A 19,625-nucleotide genomic window follows, 5' to 3' on the forward strand; every position below is an offset into this window, starting at 1 on the left:
TTTTCTGTTTATTCACCACCCAGATTGCGGGCAATCACCAGCCGCTGGATGTCGCTGGTACCTTCGTAGATCTGGCACACCCGTACATCGCGGTAGATGCGCTCCAGCGGGAAGTCCTTCAGGTAGCCATAACCACCCAGGGTCTGGATCGCCGCTGAACACACCTTCTCCGCCATCTCCGAGGCGAACAGTTTGGCCATGGATGCCTCGATCAGCGCTGGCTGACCGGCATCGCGCAAGGCCGCCGCGTGGTGCACCATCTGCCTGGCTGCGGTGATCTGGGTTAGCATGTCCGCCAGCCGGAAGGCCACCGCCTGGTGCTCGGTCAACACCTTACCGAACGCCTCACGTTCACGAGCGTAATCACGCGCCACCTCGAAAGCCGCCCGCGCCATGCCGACCGCCTGGGCGGCAATACCGATGCGGCCGCCTTCCAGGTTGGCCAACGCGATCCGATAGCCCTCGCCTTCTTCCCCAAGTCGGTTGGCCAGGGGCACGCGCAGACCATCAAAAGCGATCTGGCAGGTATCCGAGGCATGCTGGCCGAGCTTGTCCTCAACCCGCACCACCTGATAACCCGGACTGTCCGTCGGTACGATAAAGGCGCTGATGCCCTTCTTGCCCGCGTCAGGATCGGTCACCGCAAACACAATCACGGTGCCGGCCTCACGGCCTGAGGTGATGAACTGCTTGGCGCCGTCCAGCACATAGCTGTCGCCATCGCGCCGGGCGCGGGTGCGCAGTGAACCCGCGTCGGAGCCGGCGTGGGGCTCGGTCAGGGCGAATGCGCCGATCTGTCTGCCACTGGCCAACGCCGGCAGGAAGCGCTGCTTCTGCTCCTCGCTGCCAAAGCGCAGGATGGGCGCACAGCCCACCGAGTTATGCACGCTCATGATGGTCGAGCAGGCGCCGTCACCGGCGGCAATTTCCTCCAGCGCCAGGGCATAGGTCAGGTAGCCGGTGTCACAACCGCCCCACTGTTCCGGCACCAGCATTCCGAGAAAGCCCAGTTCGCCCATTTCCGCCAGCGCGTCAGCGGGAAACTGGTGCTCGCGATCCCACTCGGCGGCAAACGGCAATAACCGCTGCTGGGCGAATTGACGCGCCATATCGGCGATTTCACGTTGTTCATCAGTCAGCAGCATGTCCGCCTCCTCAGTCGAGCAATTCGATGGCCATGGCGGTTGCTTCGCCACCGCCGATGCAGATGGCCGCGACGCCACGGCGCTGCTGCCGGGCCCGCAACGCACCCAGCAGGGTGACCAGAATACGGGCGCCCGAGGCGCCAATCGGATGACCCAGCGCGCAGGCGCCGCCGTGCACATTGACTTTCTGCGGATCCAATCCGAGCTCGCGCACGGTCACCATGCTGACCACGGCGAAGGCTTCGTTGATCTCGAACAGATCGACCTCGTCCAGCGACCAGCCGGTGCGCTCCTGCAGAGCGCGGATGGCACCGATCGGCGCCACTGGAAACAGACCCGGCTCGTCGGCAAAAGCGGCATGCCCACGAATCGCCGCCAGCGGGCGCAGACCACGGCGCTGCGCTTCGGATTGGCGCATCAGCAGAAAGGCGGCAGCCCCATCGGAGATCGAGCTGGAGTTGGCCGCCGTTACCGTGCCGCCGTCACGAAAAGCGGGCTTGAGATGGGGAATGCGGTTCGGGTCGACCTTGAGCGGCGTTTCATCCGTCTGCATCTGTACCGCACGGCGCCCGACCTGAGCGCTGACCGGGGCCAGCTCCTCGGCAAACAGGCCCTGCTCGATGGCGGCCTGCGCTCGCTGCACCGATTGCAGCGCCCAGGCATCCTGCTCCTCGCGGGTGAAGCCGTGGTTCTGGGCGCAGTCTTCGGCGAAGGTGCCCATCAACCGACCCTTGTCATAGGCGTCTTCCAGACCATCGAGGAACATGTGATCGAGTATGCGCCCGTGCCCCATGCGCAGCCCCTGACGGGCCCCGTCCAGCAGATACGGTGCATTGGACATGCTCTCCATACCGCCAGCCACCACCACATCGACACTGCCGGCCAGCAATCGGTCATGCCCGATGATCGCCGCCTGCATGCCCGAGCCACACATCTTGTTCAATGTGGTGCACACCGTCGACTTGGCCAGCCCGGCAGCCAGTGCCGCCTGGCGCGCTGGCGCCTGGCCAAGCCCGGCGGGTAGCACACAGCCCATCAGCACTTCCTGCACCGCCTCGGCGGGCAGACCGCTGCGTTCGACCGCGGCGCGGATCGCTACCGCGCCCAATTCCGGCGCCGGCACACCGGCCAGCTCACCTTGCAGCGCGCCCATGGGAGTACGCGCACTACCAACGATGACGATTGGATCCTGTTGCATGCGAACCTCCTCAGCGTGCGGCCATGCGCAGGGCGCCGTCGAGACGGATCACCTCGCCATTGAGCATGGGGTTTTCGATGATATGACGCACCAGCGCCGCGTATTCCTCGGGCATACCCAGGCGTGGCGGGAAAGGCACATCCCTGGCCAGGGAGTCACGTACTTCCTGGGTCATGCCGGCCATCATCGGCGTCTCGAAGATCCCCGGGGCGATGGTCATGACCCGAATGCCATGGCGCGCCAGTTCCCGCGCTGCCGGCAGGGTCATGCTGACAATACCGCCCTTGGAGGCGGCATAGGCGGCCTGACCGATCTGGCCATCATAGGCAGCTACCGAGGCGGTATTGATGATCACCCCGCGCTCGCCCTGCTCATTCGGACCGCCCTGCGCCATTACCTCGACGACCAGCCGCAGCATATTGAAGCTGCCCAGCAGGTTGATCCGCAGTGCCCGGTCGAAGCTGGCCAGCGCGTGGGGGCCGTTGCGGCCGAGGATCTTTTCCCCGGGGGCAATCCCGGCGCAGTTGACCAAGCCATGTATACCACCGAAGTCCCGCTGCGCCGCTGCCACTGCCTCGGCGGCCTGCTGTTCATCGGCAATATCGGCTACATAGGCCCGGGCGCGCTCGCCCAGCTCCTCGACGCGCTGCTGCAAGGCAGCGCTGTTGAGATCGACCAGCGCCACCTGGGCGCCCGCTTCGACCAGCAGAGTAGCGGCCGCTGCGCCCAAACCCGAGGCACCACCGGTGATCATGAAAGTATGGTTGTTCAGCTGCATGTAGGCTCCTGACACGGGCTGAGATATAGCCCGTTCACTTTGTTATGCAGCCATTCTGGTACGCCCCCGTCAGCCCCGGCAATGTTCCTTTGGCGCAACCTGTCTGACTGTTTTGGACATTGCCTCGCGGCTCAACCGTCACCGAGAATCAGCTGACGATAATGCCCGGGGTTGGTGCCGGTCCACTTGCGAAAGGCCTTGTAGAAGGCACTGACATCCGCAAACCCGAGCTGCTCGGCAATATCAGCGTAGCTGATCGCCGGGTCGGCCAGCCAGCGGGTCGCCCGCTCTTCCCGCAGGCTGTCCTTGATTGCCTGATATTGCAGCCCCTCGGCAGCCAGGCGGCGGCGCAGGGTTGAGGGGGACATGCACAGGGATCTGGCCAGTTGGTCGCTGATCGGCCAGTCTCCAGGGCGCAGCCCCCGCAGGACGGTCTTGATCTGGCTGGCCAGGCTGTTGGCGTCACGATAACGCACCAGAATATTGGCGGGTGCCTGAGCCAGAAAGGCCTGCATATCCGCTTCACTGCGCCGGACCGGCAGATCCAGCGCCTCGGCGGCAAAGATGATCCGCGTGGTCGGTCGGGCAAAGCGCAGGTTCTCGGAGAACATCACCCGGTAATCACCAATGTATTCCGGCTCGGTACACCGCAGCTCGACCGCCAGCAGTGGAATACGCCGCCCGGCCAGCCAACAGGCCAGTCCGTGCACTATCATCCAGTAGGTGAAATAGGCGAAGGGCCGCTGCGCCTGGCCGTCGGGCTCGCGCAGGACCACTTCCGCCAGGCTTCGACTCCTGATCAGCCGCCCCTCGAAATTGCCAAGCATCAGACCGAGGAAGTTGAGGGTATGAATCAGCGCCTGCTGCACCGTCGGCTGGGTGATGCCGGTGCGACAGAGAAAATTGAAACTGCCCAGCCGCAGCGGGCGCGCGGCCATGGCGAAGAATTCGTCATCATGGGCTGCCGCCAGGCGCAGCCAGATACTGCTGTACAGTTCGACCGGCACACGCTGGTCAGGACCACTCAGCAACGATGGTGACAATCCGATACTCGCCAGCACCGCACCCGCATCCAGCCCCGGGCGGGTGAATCCCAACAGGGCTTCCTTCACCAGACAAACCGAAATGGTATCTTTATGCACCACTGCCATAACGGACCCCTCTAGGCTGCGCTACAAGCCGCAACACACCGACCGATCAATCAGATGAGCGCGAAGTGTAACGCAGGGGCCTGAGGGCTGCTATTGGCCATAGGGCTGAGACGCCGCCTGGCTATCAGAAGTCGAATGTGTAGCGAACGATCAATCGATTTTCATCGGCGCTGTCGGCGTAGGTCGATCGATTGGTGGAGTTGCGCCACTGCAGCGACAGATCCTTGAGCGGCCCGCTCTGCACGGTATAGGCAATATCCGTCATTCTCTCCCACTCCTTGCCCTTCCGTCCCACCGTTCGGAGTTCGGCGGCCTGAGCGGTGGTCAGCAGCGCGGGATCGACCTGATCACCCTTGGCATACTTGATACCCAGCGTCAGCCCAGGCAGACCTGCAGCAGCAAAGTCATAATCGTAACGCACCAGCCGGACGCGCTCGCCAGGGGCCGTGAAGGTGCTGGCCAGCGACTCGGCAAACAGATAGGTATCGGCGCCGTTGACGAAGGCAAAGGACGTGTCACCCCGCGCCTGCTGATAACCTGCACCGAAGGTATGACCCGCCACCCGGTAGGCGAACAGGGTGCTGAGGGTACGGTTGTCCACCTCGCCCAGCCTCTCGTTGCCCGTTTCGCTGGCATCAAAATAGCGCACCTCGGCCAGCAATCGACCCACCCGCAACGGGTGATCGAATTTCAACCCGGCGAAGTGGGAACGGTACAGATCATCCAACTCGGCGAGGTGATAGCTCAGCGAAAGATTGGGTGACACCTTGTAGTCGAGCGCCAGATAGTCGAAATGATCGGCTTCAACCGGGGCATAGCCAAAGGCCGTCAGGGATTCGAAGTCTGTCGAGTTGCGCTGCTTTACCGCATTCAGCCGCAGCAGGGCGATGCTCAGCGGTTGCAGGTCATGGGAGACCAGCCGGCCACCCCGAAAAACCTGCGGCAGCAGGCGACTGTTATTGCTCCACAACATCGGCAGAGTCGGGTGCAACCCGCCAACATGCAACGTGCTCTGCCCGACCCGTGCCTTGGCGGTGAAGGTCAGCTTGCTGTACTCGCTCTCCACATTGCGCTGCGCGTCATGCGCCAGGATGCCCGAGCCCGTGCGATCCGGACTCGAGTCCAGCTTGATGCCCAGCATACCCAGCGCATCCACACCAAACCCAACGGGGCCTTCGGTGAAGCCGGACTGCAGATTGAGAATAAAGCCCTGGGCCCATTCGTCCCGTTTGGACTGCGCCGCCCCCTCATTACGGAAGTCGCGGCTGTAATAGAAGTTGCGTAGCTCCAGGCTGCCCTTGGCATCGCCGATAAAGTCGGCCAGAACCAGGGGTGCTTCCACCAGCATTGCGCATGCCAATAACACCTTGATCGTCTTTTGATACATGCTCCCTCACCTTTCTTGTTCTTCGATATGGAGAAAAATCCTGCCCGCCCGGCGCGCAAGCAAACGGAGCCCCTGCCTGCATCAGCATGGGCAGGGGCTCGCTGTTTGTTGCCGTGGTTAAGGCACCGGGTATGACAATCGCGCCGTTAGCGGCCTACGCCCGTATCAGTTGGCGAGCGTAGCCGCGGCCCTGACCCGTGCGGAGTCGGATCGCGTCTGGTTGACGAAGGTAACCGCGACGGCGCCCAGCACACCTGCGATGGCGATGGCCATGAAGTTCTGCTCCAGCGGCAATGCCAGGGATACCAGCCAGCCGATCAGAATGGGCGCAATGATGGCGCCGACTCGCCCTACTCCGGAGGCAAAGCCGACTCCAGTCGAGCGGATCGACAGTGGATAGAAGTCGCCGGCATAGGCGTAGGCCAGCAGCTGGGTTCCCAATGTCGAGGCGCCGACGATGAATACCATCACGAACAACAGTCCGGTGGAACGGGTAAAGCCCAGCACGGTCAACGCCACGGCGCCGATCAGATAGAAAACCACCAGCACATGCTTGATGTTCAACCGGTCGCTGAGCCAACCACCACCAACCGCGCCGACGATGGCGCCGATATTGAACACAATGACGAAGTTCAACGCCGAGCCGAGACTGAAGCCCGCCATCGCCATCAGCTTGGTCAGCCAAGAATTGAGCGCATATACCATGAACAGGCCGGTAATGAACGCCGTCCAGATCATTACCGTGCTGAAACCACGACCCTCCCGGAACAGATTACGCACTGGCGTATCCTGCTTGGCGGCGGTTGCATCCAGGCCGACAAAGACCGTTTGCTGGCTGCAGGTCAGCTGCGGTTCGATCTTCTGCACAATGGTCCGCAGCTCCTGTTGACGGCCCTTCTTCAGCAGAAAGGTCATCGACTCGGGCATGCTCTTGAGAATGAAGGGAATCAGCAGCACCGGTAGGCCGGCCATATAGAACACGGACTGCCACCCATGGCTTTCGATCAGCTGTTTGCCGGTCAGGGCTACCAGAATGCCACCCACCGAATAACCAGCGAACACCAGGGTTACCAGCCGTGCACGTAATTTGGCCGGAGAGAACTCGCTCATCTGCGCGGTCATCACCGGCAGTACACCGCCAATACCCAGGCCGGCGATAAAGCGCGTGACACTGAAGCTGACCGGATCATTGGTGAGGCCCGAAGCTGCCGTGAACAGGCTGAACAGTGCAACACAGATGGCGATCATCTTCGGTCGGCCAATGCGGTCGGCCAGCGTACCGAGGAACATGGCTCCGAGCATGGTGCCAAAGAGCGCGGAGCCGGCCATGATGCCGGCACTGGTAGGGTCGACGCCCATGTCGTCCATGATGGCGGGCAGTGCAGCTCCCACAACGGCCAGGTCGTAGCCGTCAATGATGAGGATCAGTACGCACCAGAACAGGATGAGTCCGTGAAAACGGTTGAATTTCGACTTGCCGGTAAGCTCGTATACGTCCACCGATTGCATGATTGCGTTTCCTTTAATCTTGTTTTTATTGGTCGGGCCTTGTGGGCCTTGCTGCGGCTTCAGCTGTGCGCTCGCTTGATCGATAGAAACCTGACCGAGCGGGCGGATATCTGAATGTTGTCCATACTAGGGCCGGGCTCGGGCGGATCAATGCTCGGAAAGATCGACTTGTCTGACCGGTTTGGACAGTGGCTGGCCTAGCTGGCCTGGCGGTCTGATCGCCCTGTAAGGGGGGCTTGCGTGGGGCGGCACGGGTGTGCGGTGTAGGGTGGGGTAAGCTTTCACTGCACGTGTGAAGTCTGGCCCCGGCGGGTAGGCCCCCATTGCAGAACGCGCACCCCGCCATCCATGGCGCTCGTCTACGGCCGTCCCTGGCCGCAGACGGTTCTGCAGGGCCTACCCGCCGGGCCTGTGTGGTTCTGTTTGGCTGATGGTATGTGGGTCCGTTGTGTCGGTGGAAGCGCCTGCATTCTTCTGGACGCTTCTGGTAAAGCTCACTAGCATATTCGTCCCGCCCATTATCCCGAGCGACCATGAAGCAGCGCCCACCCAGATCCGTACCTGTTCGTCCTTACGGCAAACCCCGTCGCACTCCGGCTGCCCCGCCAGCCAATCCGCGTTTGATCGCGCTGAACAAGCCCTTCGATGTGCTTACTCAGTTCACCGATGGCCGGGGCCGGGCGACACTGAAGGATTTTGTGGATATCGCCGGGGTCTATCCGGCCGGGCGGCTGGATCGGGATAGCGAGGGACTGTTACTGCTGACCAATGATGGCCGGCTGCAGGCCCGCATTACCGATCCCAAGCACAAATTGGCCAAGACCTATTGGGTGCAGGTGGAAGGGGAACCGAGTGCGGACCAGTTGGCGCAGCTGCGCGCCGGTCCGGTGTTGAATGACGGGCCCACGCGCCCTGCGCAGGTGGAGCAGATAGCCGAGCCAGCGCTGTGGCCGCGCCATCCACCGGTGCGTTTTCGTCAGAGTGTTCCCACCAGCTGGCTGGCGATCACCATCCGCGAGGGCCGTAACCGTCAGGTGCGGCGCATGACCGCCGCGGTGGGCCTGCCGACCTTGCGGCTGGTCCGGGTGCGCATTGGCGAGTGGCAGCTGGGAGATCTGCAGCCGGGGCAGTGGCGGGAACTCTGACCCGGCCACATGCCCCCGTGCTGGAAGGTCGAGTTCCATCTCGACCTGCGGTGTATCCAGCGGCCCCTTACTTGCCGCACTGCGACCGATCAGCCTTCGCTGGTCTGCGCCGCCGCAGCCGCCTGCCGTTCCTGTTTCCGGCGCGACAATACCCAAACGAAGAAGACCGGCACGAACAACACACCCAGCGCTGTCGCCGTGATCATGCCGCCGATCACGCCGGTACCAATGGCGCGCTGACTGGCGGCACCGGCACCGCTGGCGATCGCCAGCGGCAACACACCAAGCATAAAGGCCATCGAGGTCATGATGATCGGGCGGAAACGCAGCCGCGCCGCTTCCACCGCCGCTTCCCTCAAGGTGCGTCCTTCGGCATACAGATCCTTGGCGAATTCGACGATCAGGATGGCGTTCTTCGCCGCCAGACCGATGATGGTGATCAGGCCGACCTTGAAGTAGACGTCGTTGGGCATGCCCAACAGGGTCACCGCCAGCACTGCGCCCAGGGCACCGATGGGGACGATCAGGATTACCGACAGCGGAATCGCCCAGCTCTCGTACAACGCCACCAGTAGCAGGAACACCACGGCCAGCGCCAGGCCCAGCAATATCGGCGCCTGCGCCCCTGCGACCTTCTCCTGGAAGGACAGGCCCGTCCACTCGTAGCCTATCCCACTCGGCAGTTCGCCAACGATCCGTTCGATCTCCGCCATGGCAGCGCCGCTGCTGTGGCCTGGCGCTGCGTCGCCGGAAATCTTGAACGCGGGATAGCCGTTATAGCGCACGAACTGCACCGGGCCGTTTTCCCATTCCATATCGACGAAAGCAGACAGCGGCACCTGTTCACCCTGATGGTTGGGTACATACAGTTTGCTGATGTCTTCCGGTGTCATGCGGCTATTCACATCAGCCTGCACCACCACCTTCTGCATCCGCCCGAAGTTGGTGAATTCGTTGATGAGCGCCGAACCGAAGGCCGTGGACAGGGTGGTGCTGATCGCACCGAAGCTGACGCCGAGGGTCTCGGCCTTCTGACGGTCGATATGCAGACGCAGCTGCGGTGCATCTTCCAGACCTTCCACCATGGCGTAGGCGATCACTGGCGAGCTGTTGGCTTTCTGCAGCAGTTCGTTACGCGCCGCCAGCAGCGCCTCGCGCCCCAGACCGCCACGGTCCTGCAGACGCAGGGCGAAGCCGCCGGAGGTGCCCAGGCCTTCGATGGAGGGTGGCTGCACGGCGAAGATGGTGCCATCAGAAACGCCTGCCAGAGCCCGGTTGGCCCGCTGGCTTTCGGCCTGCACTGATTCTTCCGCGCCACGTTCGGACCAATCGACCAGAGTCGGGAAGGCCAATGCGGCGTTCTGCCCCATGCCGGAGAAGCTGAAGCCCATCACCGAGACGATGCCCGCCACGCTGGGGCGGGAGAGGAAATGCTCTTCCATCGCCTCGACGGTCTGTTCCGTCCGGGGCGTGGTGGCGCCCGGCGGCAGCTGCACATCGACGATCAGGTAGCCCTGGTCTTCTGCAGGCAGGAAGGCTTCAGGCAGACGCAAGAAGGAGAAGACCAACGCTGCGATGATGACCAGGTACACCAGCATGAAGGTACCGGAGCGCCTGACCAGCCCCCCGGTGGTACGCTGGTAGCTGCGGGTCAGACCAGTGAAGCGGCGGTTGAACCAGCCAAAGAATCCTTTCTTCTCGGCATGATGCCCCTTGGGGATCGGCTTGAGCAGCGTGACACACAGTGCCGGCGTCAGGCTCAGGGCCAGGAAGCCGGAGAACAGGATGGACACCGCCAGCGACAGGGAAAACTGCTGGTAGATCACGCCGACCGAACCGCCCATGAAGGCCAGCGGGAAGAATACCGCCGACAGTACCATGGTGATACCGACGATGGCGCCAGTGATCTGCTTCATCGCCTTGCGCGTGGCCTCCTTGGGCGAAAGCCCCTCTTCGGCCATGATCCGCTCGACGTTCTCGATCACCACAATGGCATCGTCCACCAGAATCCCGATAGCCAGCACCATGCCGAACATGGTCATCATGTTGACCGAGAAGCCGATCACCGACATCACCGCAAAGGTACCCAACAGACAGATCGGCACCACGATGGTCGGAATCAGGGTATAGCGGAAGTTCTGCAGGAACAGGAACATCACCAGAAATACCAGCACCACGGCTTCGGCCAGGGTCATCACCACTTTCTTGATCGCCACGTCGACGAAGATGGAGGTGTCGTAGGGGGTGGAGTATTCCATGTCCTGGGGGAACAACGCCGACAGTTCCTCGAGCCGCTGCTTGACCGCGGTAGCCGTGGCAATGGCGTTGGCATCCGATGTCAGCTGCACAGCCGCCGCAGCGGCCGGCCGGCCATTGAGACGGGAGCTGAAGCGATATTCCTCACGGCCCATTTCCACCCGGGCGACATCACCCAGCCGTACCACCGAGCCGTTCGGGTTGGCCCGCAGCACGATGTCACTGAATTCTTCGGCAGTTTCCAGGGTGCCCTGCACCATCAGGGTTGCGGTCAATTCCTGCTCACTGGTGCCCGGCTGCTCGCCGAAACTACCCGCCGGTACCTGCACGTTCTGCGCAGCAATGGCGCGGTTTACATCCTCGATCGACAGGTCGTAGCCGACCAGCCGAGACGGATCGACCCAAACGCGCAGAGCCCGTTCGGAAGAGAACATCTGCACTCGACCAACACCGGGAATCCGGCGAATCTCGTTGTTGATGTTGCGCGCAGCATAGTCGGCCAGCCCGACGGGGTCCTTGTCCCCCTCCTTGTAGCTCAGCGCGTAGATCATCAGGAAGTTGCTGCTGGCCTGCTCCACCTGCAGGCCCTGCTGCAGCACCGGTTGCGGCAGTCGGGGCTCGGCGCGCTTGATGCGGTTCTGCACATCCACCTGCGCCAGATCCGGATCGGTACCCGGCTCGAAGGTGACGTTGATTTCGGCCATGCCGTTGGAACTGCTGGAGGACTCGTAATAGAGCAAGCCCTTGGCACCATTGAGTTCTTCCTCGATGAGGCTGGTCACCGTTTCATTGAGGATGGTCGCCGACGCGCCCGGATAGGTCGCGTAGATCATGATCTGTGGCGGGGCCACGTTGGGGTACTGGGCCACCGGCAGCGATGGAATCGCCAGCAGGCCGGCCAGGCAGATGAAAATCGCCACCACGAAGGCGAAATTGGGGCGATTGATGAAGAACTGCGGCATGCTCTTTCCTCTGTTTGGCAATCAGAATGGCGGCCAGGGCTCAGGACCCTGGCAGTTCGCTCACTCGCCCGCCTGGTCCTGGGGCTGGTTGGCTGTCACCGGCTCGACGATGCTGCCGGGCTGGAACTTGGCCACGCCATCGACAATGACCCGCTCGCCCTGCTCAAGGCCGGACGTCACCTGCCATTCGCTACCACGCATGGCGCCCAGCGTCACCGCACGTTCCTGCACCGTGTTTTCTTCATCAACAATCAGGACCCGTGGAATGCTATCGGTGCCCCGTCGTACCGCCCGTTGAGGCACAAATACCGCGGATGACTCCATGCCCAGCTCGGTCTCTACCCGCACATACATGCCCGGCAGCAATACTGCATCAGGATTGGGCAGTTCTGCCCGCAGGGTTACCTGGCCGGTGCTCGGGTCCACCGAAACATCGGAAAACAGCAGCCGTCCTTCCTGGCTGAAGCCGTCCTGGCCCAAGCTGATACGCACCCGGGCCGCGCCATCTTCCTGCACCGCAATGCGCCCCTCGGCCGCAGCCGCGCGCAGACGCAGCAGGTCATCTACCGATTGAGTGAAGTCGGCATAGATAGGGTCCAGCTGCTGGATGTGAGCCATGGGGGTGGCCTCGCCCTGACCAACCAGGGCGCCTTCAGTGACCAGCGCCCGGCCGATACGTCCATCGATCGGCGCCCGCACGGTAGCGTATTCCAGATTCAGCCGGGCCGTTTCCAGCGCTGCCTGGGCCGACAGTTTCTCGGCCTGGGCACTTTTCTGCGCGGCGATGGCGTTGTCGTATTCCTGCTGACTGATCGCGCGCGCCTCGACCAGAGGCTCGTAACGCCGTACCAGGCTATCTGCCTGGTAGATGCTCGCCTCAGCTCGGGCCAATGCGCCACGCGCCTGCGCCACCGCGGCCTCCAGCGGAGCCGGATCGATGCGGAACAGAATGTCGCCCGCCTTTACATCAGCCCCTTCTTCGAACAACCGCTCCAGCACAATCCCCGGTATCCGCGCGCGCACCTCAGCCGTGCGTGCAGGCTCGATACGGCCCGGCAGGTTGCCGGTCAGCATGTGCGCTGCCGGCTCGATAACCTGAACCGGAGCTTGAGGTGGCGGTTGGTTCTGCGCGGAATCGCTCCGATCCTGCTGGCAGCCGGCCAGCGCCAGTGCGCCCAACAGAATGAGGATGGTATTACTTAAAAGATGCCGTGGGATGGGCATTGGTGCGCTTCCTTGGTCAAGGGTTACGGATACTGCATACGGACGTAGACGGCCCGAAAAAAAGCGATGCTACTCTTCGGAGTCATCTGAATCAAACTTGATTCACATGACGCAACCAATCCTTATGTGTACACTCGCGGCGATTGACGCACGCAAACCATGGATGATCTCTCGCCCACTTGTCCGTTTAATGAAATTGAATGACACCCGATACTGAAGAAACCCTGTTACGTTCGCTGGCATTGACCTTGACCGAAAACCCCGGCGCCACCTTGCAGGAGATGGCCAAGGCGGCCGGAGTAAGCCGAGCTACCCTGTACCGCTTCGCCGCCACACGCGAACAGCTGTTCGACACATTGCAGCAACATGTCATGGCTGCCATGTCGCGTATTCTGGATGATGCCGGGCTGGAAAGTCAGTCGCCACTGGACGCCCTGCGCCAGCTGATCACCGGTTATATCGCGCAACGGGAATTCTGCGTGTTCATGATCACCCAGTTCGAACCCTATATTAAGCGCAACACCCAACAGGCCTACCCGGACGAATGTCTCGCCCATGAACAGCGGCTGGATGATTTTTTCCTGCGTGGCCAGCAGCTCGCCATCTTCCGTCCGGACGTACCCTGTCGCTGGTTGACCGACCTGTTCTTCGGCTTCATCTATATGTTGTGCGAATCGGAGTACCGGGGCCGGATCGCTCGCGCCGACATGCAGCGGTTATTCGAAGACATGTTTCTCAACGGTGCGCTGGCGCGCCCGGCCTGATATACCCAGTACGCCAGACAGGATAGCTCAGTACCGCCAGCCCAGCCGCCGAAATACGAAGCCCATCAGCCACGCCGGCCCGATCAGCAGAAACTGCACATCCTTGAAGAAGGACGGTTTCTTGCCTTCCACCTGATGACCGATGAACTGCCCGATCCAGGCCAGCACGAAGATGATCACACAGGGCCAGAACACCAGCGGCATCAGACTCAGTATCCACAACATGAGCGCACTCTGGATCAACATCACTGCCGCCAGCTGCCAGGACAGCAACACATAGAACACCAACGCCAGGCCAACCAGCCCGACGGCGACCAGAGGATGCAAAGCCCATAACAGGCCCAGCACACTGAAGGTGATCAGCGGCACGCAGATCCAGTGCACCAGCTTGTTGACCGGATTACGGTGGCTTTCACCATACTCTTCAAACCATTCATTGATCGTCTTCATCAGCAGCTTCCCTCGCCGGTTATTGTTATAGTCCAAGGTTGATTGATAGTGGTCCGCCTATGCCACAACCCAGGCCACCCACCATACCGATACCCTCCCGCTGATGGTAAGCTTAGCGCATGAATACGCCTACTCCTTTTCGTCCCGTAGTACTCTGCCTGTCCGGTCATGATCCCAGTGGTGGTGCCGGCCTGCAGGCCGATATCGAAGCCCTGATCGCCCAGGGTTGCCACGCCGCGCCGGCGGTGACCGCACTGACCGTGCAGAACACTGTTGATGTCATGGATTTCCGGGTACTCGACCGCGAGTGGGTGCTGGCCCAGGCCAAGGCCGTGCTTGATGACATGCCGGTCTCGGCCGTCAAGCTGGGTATGCTCGGCAACCTCCAGATGGTCGACACCGTGGTCGAGATCATGCAGGCGCACCCCGAACTGCCACTGGTCTGCGATCCGGTGTTGCGCGCCGGCGGTGGCGGCTCGCTGGGCAAGGATGAGGTCGGCTACGCCATGCGTGAAAAGCTGCTGCCCATCGCCCGAATCGTCACTCCGAACCTGCCCGAAGCGCGCATCCTCGCCGAGTTGCCCGATGGCACCGCCGATGAATGTGCCGATAAGCTGCTGCAACGCTGCCAGAACCTGCTGATCACCGGCGGCCATGGCGATGAACTGGACATCCATAATCGGCTGTATTGCCGGGATGGCAGCACTCATACCTTCACCTGCCCGCGCCTGCCCGGCAGCTATCATGGCTCCGGCTGCACCCTGGCCAGCGCCCTCGCGGGCCGTCTGGCGCTGGGCGAAGAGCTGGTCAGCGCCGTCAAAACTGCTCTGGATTACACTTGGCGCACCCTGCGTGATGCGGAGCAGCCCGGCCACGGCCAGTATGTACCGCGCCGCCTGCCGCTGGATTTCTGTCAATGAGCCTGGGCGGCCTGTATGCGATTACCGACAGCGCACTGCTGACTGACGGCAAACTGCTGCCCTATGTGGAAGCGGCCCTGGCTGGTGGCGCCAGTCTGGTCCAGTATCGGGACAAGAGTGTCGATACCGTCCGCCGTCAGGAAGAAGCGACCCGGCTAAAAGAGCTGTGCGATCAGTATGACGCTCACTTGCTGATCAATGATGACCTGGCGCTGGCCAGCCAGCTGCAGGTGGGCGTGCATCTGGGCCGGGACGACGGCAGCCTGCGCGAAGCCCGGCAGCAGCTCGGCCCCGATGCGCTGATCGGCGCCACCTGTCATGCCAGCCTGGAATACGCCGAACAGGCGGTGGCCGCCGGCGCCAGTTATGTCGCCTTCGGCCGCTTTTTCCCTTCCGTCACCAAGCCGGGCATACCTGCGGCGACGACCGGTCTGCTGGGAGAAGCCCGGGAGCGCTTTGCTATACCTATCGTTGCCATCGGCGGTATCACTGCTGATAACGCCCGGCAACTGTATGACGCCGGTGCCGACTTGCTTGCCGTAGTACACGGTCTGTTCGGCGCCGACTCCGCCGCCGAGGTCCGGCGCCGCGCCCTTGAATTCACCGCCTTGAAAATTTGTTGAGAGAATTGCCCATGTCCCGCTCGGAAACCCTTTTTGCCAGTGCCCAGAAACACATCCCCGGTGGCGTCAACTCGCCGGTACGCGCGTTCCGCAGCGTCGGCGGCACACCGTTGTTCATCAAGCACGCCGAGGGCGCCTATATCATCGACGAGGATGATCGGCGCTATGTGGACTATGTCGGCTCCTGGGGCCCGATGATCCTCGGTCACAGTCACCCCGACGTACTCGACTCGGTCCGCCGCCAGCTGGATCACGGTCTGTCCTATGGCGCTCCGACCGCCATGGAAACCGAGATGGCCGAGCTGGTCTGCTCCATGGTGCCGTCGATGGACATGGTGCGCATGGTCAGTTCCGGTACCGAAGCGACCATGAGCGCCATCCGCCTGGCCCGTGGTTATACCGGCCGCGATACCATCATCAAGTTCGAGGGCTGCTACCACGGCCACTCCGACAGCCTGCTGGTCAAGGCAGGCTCTGGTGCACTGACCTTCGGCGTGCCCAGCTCGCCGGGCGTGCCGGCGGCCTTCGCCCAGCACACCCTCACCCTGCCCTACAACGATATTGCCGCGGTGCGCGAAACCCTGAGCCGTGTGGCCGAGGATATCGCCTGCATCATCGTCGAACCCGTGGCCGGCAACATGAACTGCGTGCCACCTGCACCGGGTTTCCTTGAAGGGTTGCGCGAAGCATGTAGCGAGTATGGTGTGGTCCTGATCTTCGATGAGGTGATGACCGGCTTCCGCGTTGCCCTCGGCGGCGCCCAAGCCCATTACGGCGTGACTCCCGACCTGTCCACCTTCGGCAAGATCGTCGGCGGCGGCATGCCGGTTGGCGCCTTTGGCGGCAAGCGCGAAATAATGGAATGCATCTCGCCGCTGGGCCCGGTCTACCAGGCCGGCACCCTGTCCGGCAACCCGCTGGCCATGGCCGCAGGATTGACTACCCTGAAGCTGATCAGCCGCCCGGGCTTCCATGACGAGCTGACCAGCTACACCAGCCGCATGCTGCAGGGCCTGCAGGACCGCGCCGATGCCGCCAGCATCCCTTTCGTCACCACCCAGGCCGGGGGCATGTTCGGTCTGTATTTCAGCGGCGCCGACAACATCCTGACCTTCGAGGACGTGATGGCTAGCGATCCCGAGCGCTTCAAGACCTTCTTCCACAAGATGCTCGAACAGGGTGTGTATTTTGCCCCCAGCGCCTACGAGGCCGGCTTCACCTCCATCGCCCATGGCGAAACCGAGTTGCAGCTGACCCTGGATGCCGCCGAGCGGGCATTCGCCACCCTATGATCGGGGCGCCTTCGGTAATGCCGCCGGTATCGATGCCGCCAGCCGCTCTGGTGGTTGGCCCCAGCATCGATCCGGCGCACAATGGCGCCATGCACTTACCTAGCCAGCGGGCCAGTCGACCATGAACACTGTTTTTCGCCGTACCGTCATCCTGTGCATGCTGGCCGGAGCAGGCAGCGGCGCATCCGCCGTCCTCGCCCAAACCCAGTCCCAGGCGCCATTGGTGATCAGCACCGAAGAGCGTTGCGCCTTCAACCGCGTCGATGACGACAGCCTGGCCCTGGCCCTGGAAAACTGCATGGAGCTGGCCGAGGCCGACGATATGCAGGCGCAATTCGAGATGGGTGAGCTGTACTACCATGGCGAGCGCGCCGAGCGGGATCTGAGCGCGGCACTGAAGTGGTATGAGCGAGCATCAATCCAGGGACATCCGGACGCCCAATACCGCCTGGGCCTGATGCATATGAACGGCGAAGGGGTGGAGCGCAACCTGCCGCAGGCTTACATCATGTTGAAGATGGCGGCGGTCAATGGTCAGGACGCGGCGATGGACGCCAGTGATCTGCTCGCCGAGGAGATGCCCCCCGAGGAGATTGCCGCAGCTACCCAGGTACTGGGCACGCTATTTCGCAATTATCTACGGCATATTCGGGAAGAACAGTTGCGCCAGTTTCAGCCAGATACCAGCGCTCCCGTCGCCCCATAAGATCAGTTATTACTCGGCCCAGGTCCAGGCCCCGGCGGCATCGGGAAGGACATGATATTGCTGCCGCCCTTGGCCTCGCTGATCTTGGCCTGACCAACCCGCTCAACTTCGTCGATACGCACTATGGCCTGCAGCGGAATGAAGCTGCGGTTGACGCCTTCGAACTGGCTCTTGAGCTTTTCCTCACCCGGATCGACCAGCATCTGCGAACGCTCGCCGAACACCAGCTCCTCGATCTCCAGAAAGCCCCACAACTCGCTCTGGAATATCTGCCGCGCATACAGTTCGTATACCTGGCCCTGATTGATGAAAATCACCCGGAAGATGGGTTGCTGCTTGTCTTTGCTCATGAAACTCACACAGGGACAACATGGATGGGACTGACGATGGCCGGACACCCGGCCAAAGGTGGCGGATCATAGCATACTCAGCAAAACCGTACGGCCAATGTCGAGCAAGCCGCAGTGGAGGCAGGCAGGGGCACTACAGAACCGTCTGCGGCCAGGGAGGCCGTAGACGAGCGCCATGGATGGCGGGGTGCGAGTGCTGTAGTGCCCCTGCCTGCCTCCGCTGCCTACTCGGACTATCCTCCACTCATCCACACCGCAGCCCCGCTTCCTCCGACCAGCCACCATCACATTGTCCCCGCCATCCGTGTATAATCGCCGTTTTTCTTCACGAGTCACCCGCACATCCCCATGGCAAAGAAACTCTTTATCCAGACCCACGGCTGCCAGATGAACGAGTATGACAGCTCGCGCATGGCAGACCTGCTCGGCGACCACCAGGCAATGGAACTGACCGATAGCCCCGATGAGGCCGATGTCATCCTGCTCAACACCTGTTCGATTCGCGAGAAGGCCCAGGAAAAGGTGTTTTCCGAACTGGGCCGCTGGCGGCCGCTCAAGGAAAAGAATCCCGAGCTGATCATCGGTGTCGGCGGCTGCGTCGCCAGCCAGGAAGGCACCGCGATCCGCGACCGCGCCTCCTATGTGGACGTGGTGTTCGGTCCCCAGACCCTGCATCGCCTGCCGGAGATGATCGACGCGGCGCGCAGCACCGGCACCGCCCAGGTCGACGTGTCCTTCCCGGAAATCGAGAAGTTCGACCGCCTGCCCGAGCCTCGCGTGGATGGCCCGACCGCCTACGTATCGGTCATGGAAGGGTGCAGCAAGTACTGCAGCTTCTGCGTGGTGCCCTATACCCGTGGCGAAGAAGTCAGCCGCCCGTTCGACGACGTGCTGGCCGAGTGCGTGCACCTGGCCGAAAATGGCGTGCGCGAAATAACCCTGCTCGGGCAGAACGTCAACGGCTATCGCGGCCAGACCCATGACGGTGGTATCGCCGACCTGGCGGATCTGATCCGGGTTGTCGCCGAGATCGACGGCATCGACCGCATCCGCTACACCACCTCGCACCCGCTGGAGTTTTCCGACAGCCTGATTCGCGCCCACGCGGAAGTGCCGGAGCTGGTCAAGTACCTGCACCTGCCGGTGCAATCCGGCTCCGACCGGGTCCTGGCGGGCATGAAGCGCAACCACACCGCGCTGGAATACAAGTCCCGGGTGCGCAAGCTCAAGGCCGCGGTGCCGGATATCATCCTCAGCTCGGACTTCATCATCGGCTTCCCCGGTGAAACCGATCGGGACTTCGAGCAGACCATGAAGCTGGTGGAGGAGATCGGTTTCGACTTCTCCTACTCCTTCATCTATAGCGCCCGTCCCGGCACCCCGGCGTCCGATCTGCCCGACGACACCCCGGTCGAGGTCAAGAAGCAGCGCCTGCAGATTCTCCAGGCCCGCCTCAACCAGCAGGGCTTCGAAAATAGCCGGCGCATGGTCGGCAGCACCCAGCGCATCCTGGTTACCGACTACTCGAAGAAGGACCCGGGCATGCTCCAGGGTCGCACCGAGCACAACCGTATCGTCAACTTCCGCTGCGCCAATCCGCTGCTGATCGGCCAGTTCGTCGAGGTCCATATCGACGAAGCCCTGCCCCACTCCCTGCGCGGCAGCCTGCTGCACGAAACAGTGCAGTGATTCACTATCGAGCTACGGCCCGCTGCGCGCGGGCTGCGGCCGAAAGCCCATCTTTGCATAGCCTGGTTTGCGCGCT

17 protein-coding genes are annotated in these 19,625 nt (G+C 62.3%); 7 read left to right on the forward strand and 10 right to left on the reverse strand.

All coding sequences use genetic code 11. The features are described 5' to 3' along the window. Positions 1 to 8: 8 nt before the first annotated feature. The 6 genes from QAO71_RS11535 to QAO71_RS11560 form a co-directional block, all read right to left on the reverse strand. A complete protein-coding gene (locus QAO71_RS11535) occupies positions 9 to 1,145 on the reverse strand; it encodes an acyl-CoA dehydrogenase (protein WP_074778002.1) in 1,137 nt (378 codons plus the stop codon). Between the two features lie 10 nt (positions 1,146 to 1,155). Next, positions 1,156 to 2,343, reverse strand: coding sequence for an acetyl-CoA C-acyltransferase (locus tag QAO71_RS11540; RefSeq protein WP_280164479.1), 1,188 nt, complete (start codon positions 2,341 to 2,343; stop codon positions 1,156 to 1,158). Positions 2,344 to 2,353: 10 nt separating this feature from the next. Next, positions 2,354 to 3,121 carry an SDR family NAD(P)-dependent oxidoreductase gene (locus QAO71_RS11545; RefSeq protein ID WP_280164480.1) on the reverse strand — a complete coding sequence of 256 codons (768 nt, stop codon included), beginning with the start codon at positions 3,119 to 3,121 and terminating at the stop codon, positions 2,354 to 2,356. A gap of 131 nt (positions 3,122 to 3,252) precedes the next feature. Beyond that, positions 3,253 to 4,272, reverse strand: a complete 1,020-nt coding sequence (locus tag QAO71_RS11550; protein ID WP_280164481.1) for an AraC family transcriptional regulator — start codon at positions 4,270 to 4,272, stop codon at positions 3,253 to 3,255. Positions 4,273 to 4,396: 124 nt separating this feature from the next. Beyond that, positions 4,397 to 5,659 carry an OprD family porin gene (locus tag QAO71_RS11555; RefSeq protein WP_280164482.1) on the reverse strand — a complete coding sequence of 421 codons (1,263 nt, stop codon included), beginning with the start codon at positions 5,657 to 5,659 and terminating at the stop codon, positions 4,397 to 4,399. A 165-nt stretch (positions 5,660 to 5,824) separates the two neighbouring features. Further along, complete coding sequence (locus QAO71_RS11560) at positions 5,825 to 7,168, reverse strand: MFS transporter (RefSeq protein ID WP_074777994.1); 1,344 nt, start codon at positions 7,166 to 7,168, stop codon at positions 5,825 to 5,827. A gap of 533 nt (positions 7,169 to 7,701) precedes the next feature. Here QAO71_RS11560 and QAO71_RS11565 point away from each other — a divergent pair. Next, the gene (locus QAO71_RS11565) at positions 7,702 to 8,313 is read left to right on the forward strand and encodes a pseudouridine synthase (protein WP_280164483.1); all 612 of its coding nucleotides are present in this window, start codon (positions 7,702 to 7,704) and stop codon (positions 8,311 to 8,313) included. 89 nt (positions 8,314 to 8,402) lie between these two features. Here QAO71_RS11565 and QAO71_RS11570 read toward each other — a convergent pair whose 3' ends face one another. Next, positions 8,403 to 11,531, reverse strand: a complete 3,129-nt coding sequence (locus tag QAO71_RS11570) for an efflux RND transporter permease subunit (protein WP_280164484.1) — start codon at positions 11,529 to 11,531, stop codon at positions 8,403 to 8,405. 60 nt (positions 11,532 to 11,591) lie between these two features. After that, positions 11,592 to 12,755 carry an efflux RND transporter periplasmic adaptor subunit gene (locus QAO71_RS11575; protein ID WP_280164485.1) on the reverse strand — a complete coding sequence of 388 codons (1,164 nt, stop codon included), beginning with the start codon at positions 12,753 to 12,755 and terminating at the stop codon, positions 11,592 to 11,594. Between the two features lie 200 nt (positions 12,756 to 12,955). Here QAO71_RS11575 and QAO71_RS11580 point away from each other — a divergent pair, with 200 nt between their 5' ends. Beyond that, positions 12,956 to 13,519, forward strand: a complete 564-nt coding sequence (locus QAO71_RS11580; protein WP_280164486.1) for a TetR/AcrR family transcriptional regulator — start codon at positions 12,956 to 12,958, stop codon at positions 13,517 to 13,519. A gap of 27 nt (positions 13,520 to 13,546) precedes the next feature. Here QAO71_RS11580 and QAO71_RS11585 read toward each other — a convergent pair whose 3' ends face one another. Further along, positions 13,547 to 13,969 carry an Mpo1-like protein gene (locus QAO71_RS11585; protein WP_136869613.1) on the reverse strand — a complete coding sequence of 141 codons (423 nt, stop codon included), beginning with the start codon at positions 13,967 to 13,969 and terminating at the stop codon, positions 13,547 to 13,549. 119 nt (positions 13,970 to 14,088) lie between these two features. Here QAO71_RS11585 and QAO71_RS11590 point away from each other — a divergent pair, with 119 nt between their 5' ends. From QAO71_RS11590 to QAO71_RS11605, 4 genes are all read left to right on the forward strand, one after another. After that, positions 14,089 to 14,889: a hydroxymethylpyrimidine/phosphomethylpyrimidine kinase gene (locus tag QAO71_RS11590; RefSeq protein WP_036988687.1), complete on the forward strand. Its 801-nt coding sequence runs from the start codon at positions 14,089 to 14,091 to the stop codon at positions 14,887 to 14,889. Next, positions 14,886 to 15,512, forward strand: a complete 627-nt coding sequence (thiE, locus tag QAO71_RS11595) for a thiamine phosphate synthase (protein WP_280164487.1) — start codon at positions 14,886 to 14,888, stop codon at positions 15,510 to 15,512. Before QAO71_RS11590 ends, thiE begins: the two co-directional genes overlap by 4 nt. Positions 15,513 to 15,523: 11 nt before the next feature. Then, positions 15,524 to 16,804, forward strand: coding sequence for a glutamate-1-semialdehyde 2,1-aminomutase (gene hemL, locus QAO71_RS11600; protein WP_036988684.1), 1,281 nt, complete (start codon positions 15,524 to 15,526; stop codon positions 16,802 to 16,804). Positions 16,805 to 16,925: 121 nt separating this feature from the next. After that, entirely contained in the window at positions 16,926 to 17,510 is a 585-nt protein-coding gene (locus tag QAO71_RS11605; RefSeq protein WP_083392376.1) for a tetratricopeptide repeat protein, read from the forward strand. 2 nt (positions 17,511 to 17,512) lie between these two features. Here the strand turns inward: QAO71_RS11605 and QAO71_RS11610 are convergent, their stop codons facing one another. After that, positions 17,513 to 17,860 (reverse strand): DUF1820 family protein, encoded by a 348-nt coding sequence (locus QAO71_RS11610; protein ID WP_136869611.1) that lies wholly within the window; start codon positions 17,858 to 17,860, stop codon positions 17,513 to 17,515. Between the two features lie 348 nt (positions 17,861 to 18,208). Between QAO71_RS11610 and miaB the strand changes: the two genes are divergently transcribed. Continuing rightward, complete coding sequence (miaB, locus tag QAO71_RS11615) at positions 18,209 to 19,549, forward strand: tRNA (N6-isopentenyl adenosine(37)-C2)-methylthiotransferase MiaB (protein ID WP_280164488.1); 1,341 nt, start codon at positions 18,209 to 18,211, stop codon at positions 19,547 to 19,549. Positions 19,550 to 19,625: the final 76 nt, after the last annotated feature.

Source organism: Halopseudomonas sp. SMJS2, from assembly GCF_029866945.1.
Classification (GTDB): domain Bacteria; phylum Pseudomonadota; class Gammaproteobacteria; order Pseudomonadales; family Pseudomonadaceae; genus Halopseudomonas; species Halopseudomonas bauzanensis.

What these genes read in the sequence shown, in the direction of transcription:
- QAO71_RS11535 (WP_074778002.1), bottom strand. Translation starts at nt 1,145, where the DNA reads ATGCTGCTGACTGATGAACAACGTGAAATCGCCGATATGGCGCGTCAA.
- QAO71_RS11540 (WP_280164479.1), bottom strand. Translation starts at nt 2,343, where the DNA reads ATGCAACAGGATCCAATCGTCATCGTTGGTAGTGCGCGTACTCCCATG.
- QAO71_RS11545 (WP_280164480.1), bottom strand. Translation starts at nt 3,121, where the DNA reads ATGCAGCTGAACAACCATACTTTCATGATCACCGGTGGTGCCTCGGGT.
- QAO71_RS11550 (WP_280164481.1), bottom strand. Translation starts at nt 4,272, where the DNA reads ATGGCAGTGGTGCATAAAGATACCATTTCGGTTTGTCTGGTGAAGGAA.
- QAO71_RS11555 (WP_280164482.1), bottom strand. Translation starts at nt 5,659, where the DNA reads ATGTATCAAAAGACGATCAAGGTGTTATTGGCATGCGCAATGCTGGTG.
- QAO71_RS11560 (WP_074777994.1), bottom strand. Translation starts at nt 7,168, where the DNA reads ATGCAATCGGTGGACGTATACGAGCTTACCGGCAAGTCGAAATTCAAC.
- QAO71_RS11565 (WP_280164483.1), top strand. Translation starts at nt 7,702, where the DNA reads ATGAAGCAGCGCCCACCCAGATCCGTACCTGTTCGTCCTTACGGCAAA.
- QAO71_RS11570 (WP_280164484.1), bottom strand. Translation starts at nt 11,531, where the DNA reads ATGCCGCAGTTCTTCATCAATCGCCCCAATTTCGCCTTCGTGGTGGCG.
- QAO71_RS11575 (WP_280164485.1), bottom strand. Translation starts at nt 12,755, where the DNA reads ATGCCCATCCCACGGCATCTTTTAAGTAATACCATCCTCATTCTGTTG.
- QAO71_RS11580 (WP_280164486.1), top strand. Translation starts at nt 12,956, where the DNA reads ATGACACCCGATACTGAAGAAACCCTGTTACGTTCGCTGGCATTGACC.
- QAO71_RS11585 (WP_136869613.1), bottom strand. Translation starts at nt 13,969, where the DNA reads ATGAAGACGATCAATGAATGGTTTGAAGAGTATGGTGAAAGCCACCGT.
- QAO71_RS11590 (WP_036988687.1), top strand. Translation starts at nt 14,089, where the DNA reads ATGAATACGCCTACTCCTTTTCGTCCCGTAGTACTCTGCCTGTCCGGT.
- thiE (WP_280164487.1), top strand. Translation starts at nt 14,886, where the DNA reads ATGAGCCTGGGCGGCCTGTATGCGATTACCGACAGCGCACTGCTGACT.
- hemL (WP_036988684.1), top strand. Translation starts at nt 15,524, where the DNA reads ATGTCCCGCTCGGAAACCCTTTTTGCCAGTGCCCAGAAACACATCCCC.
- QAO71_RS11605 (WP_083392376.1), top strand. Translation starts at nt 16,926, where the DNA reads ATGAACACTGTTTTTCGCCGTACCGTCATCCTGTGCATGCTGGCCGGA.
- QAO71_RS11610 (WP_136869611.1), bottom strand. Translation starts at nt 17,860, where the DNA reads ATGAGCAAAGACAAGCAGCAACCCATCTTCCGGGTGATTTTCATCAAT.
- miaB (WP_280164488.1), top strand. Translation starts at nt 18,209, where the DNA reads ATGGCAAAGAAACTCTTTATCCAGACCCACGGCTGCCAGATGAACGAG.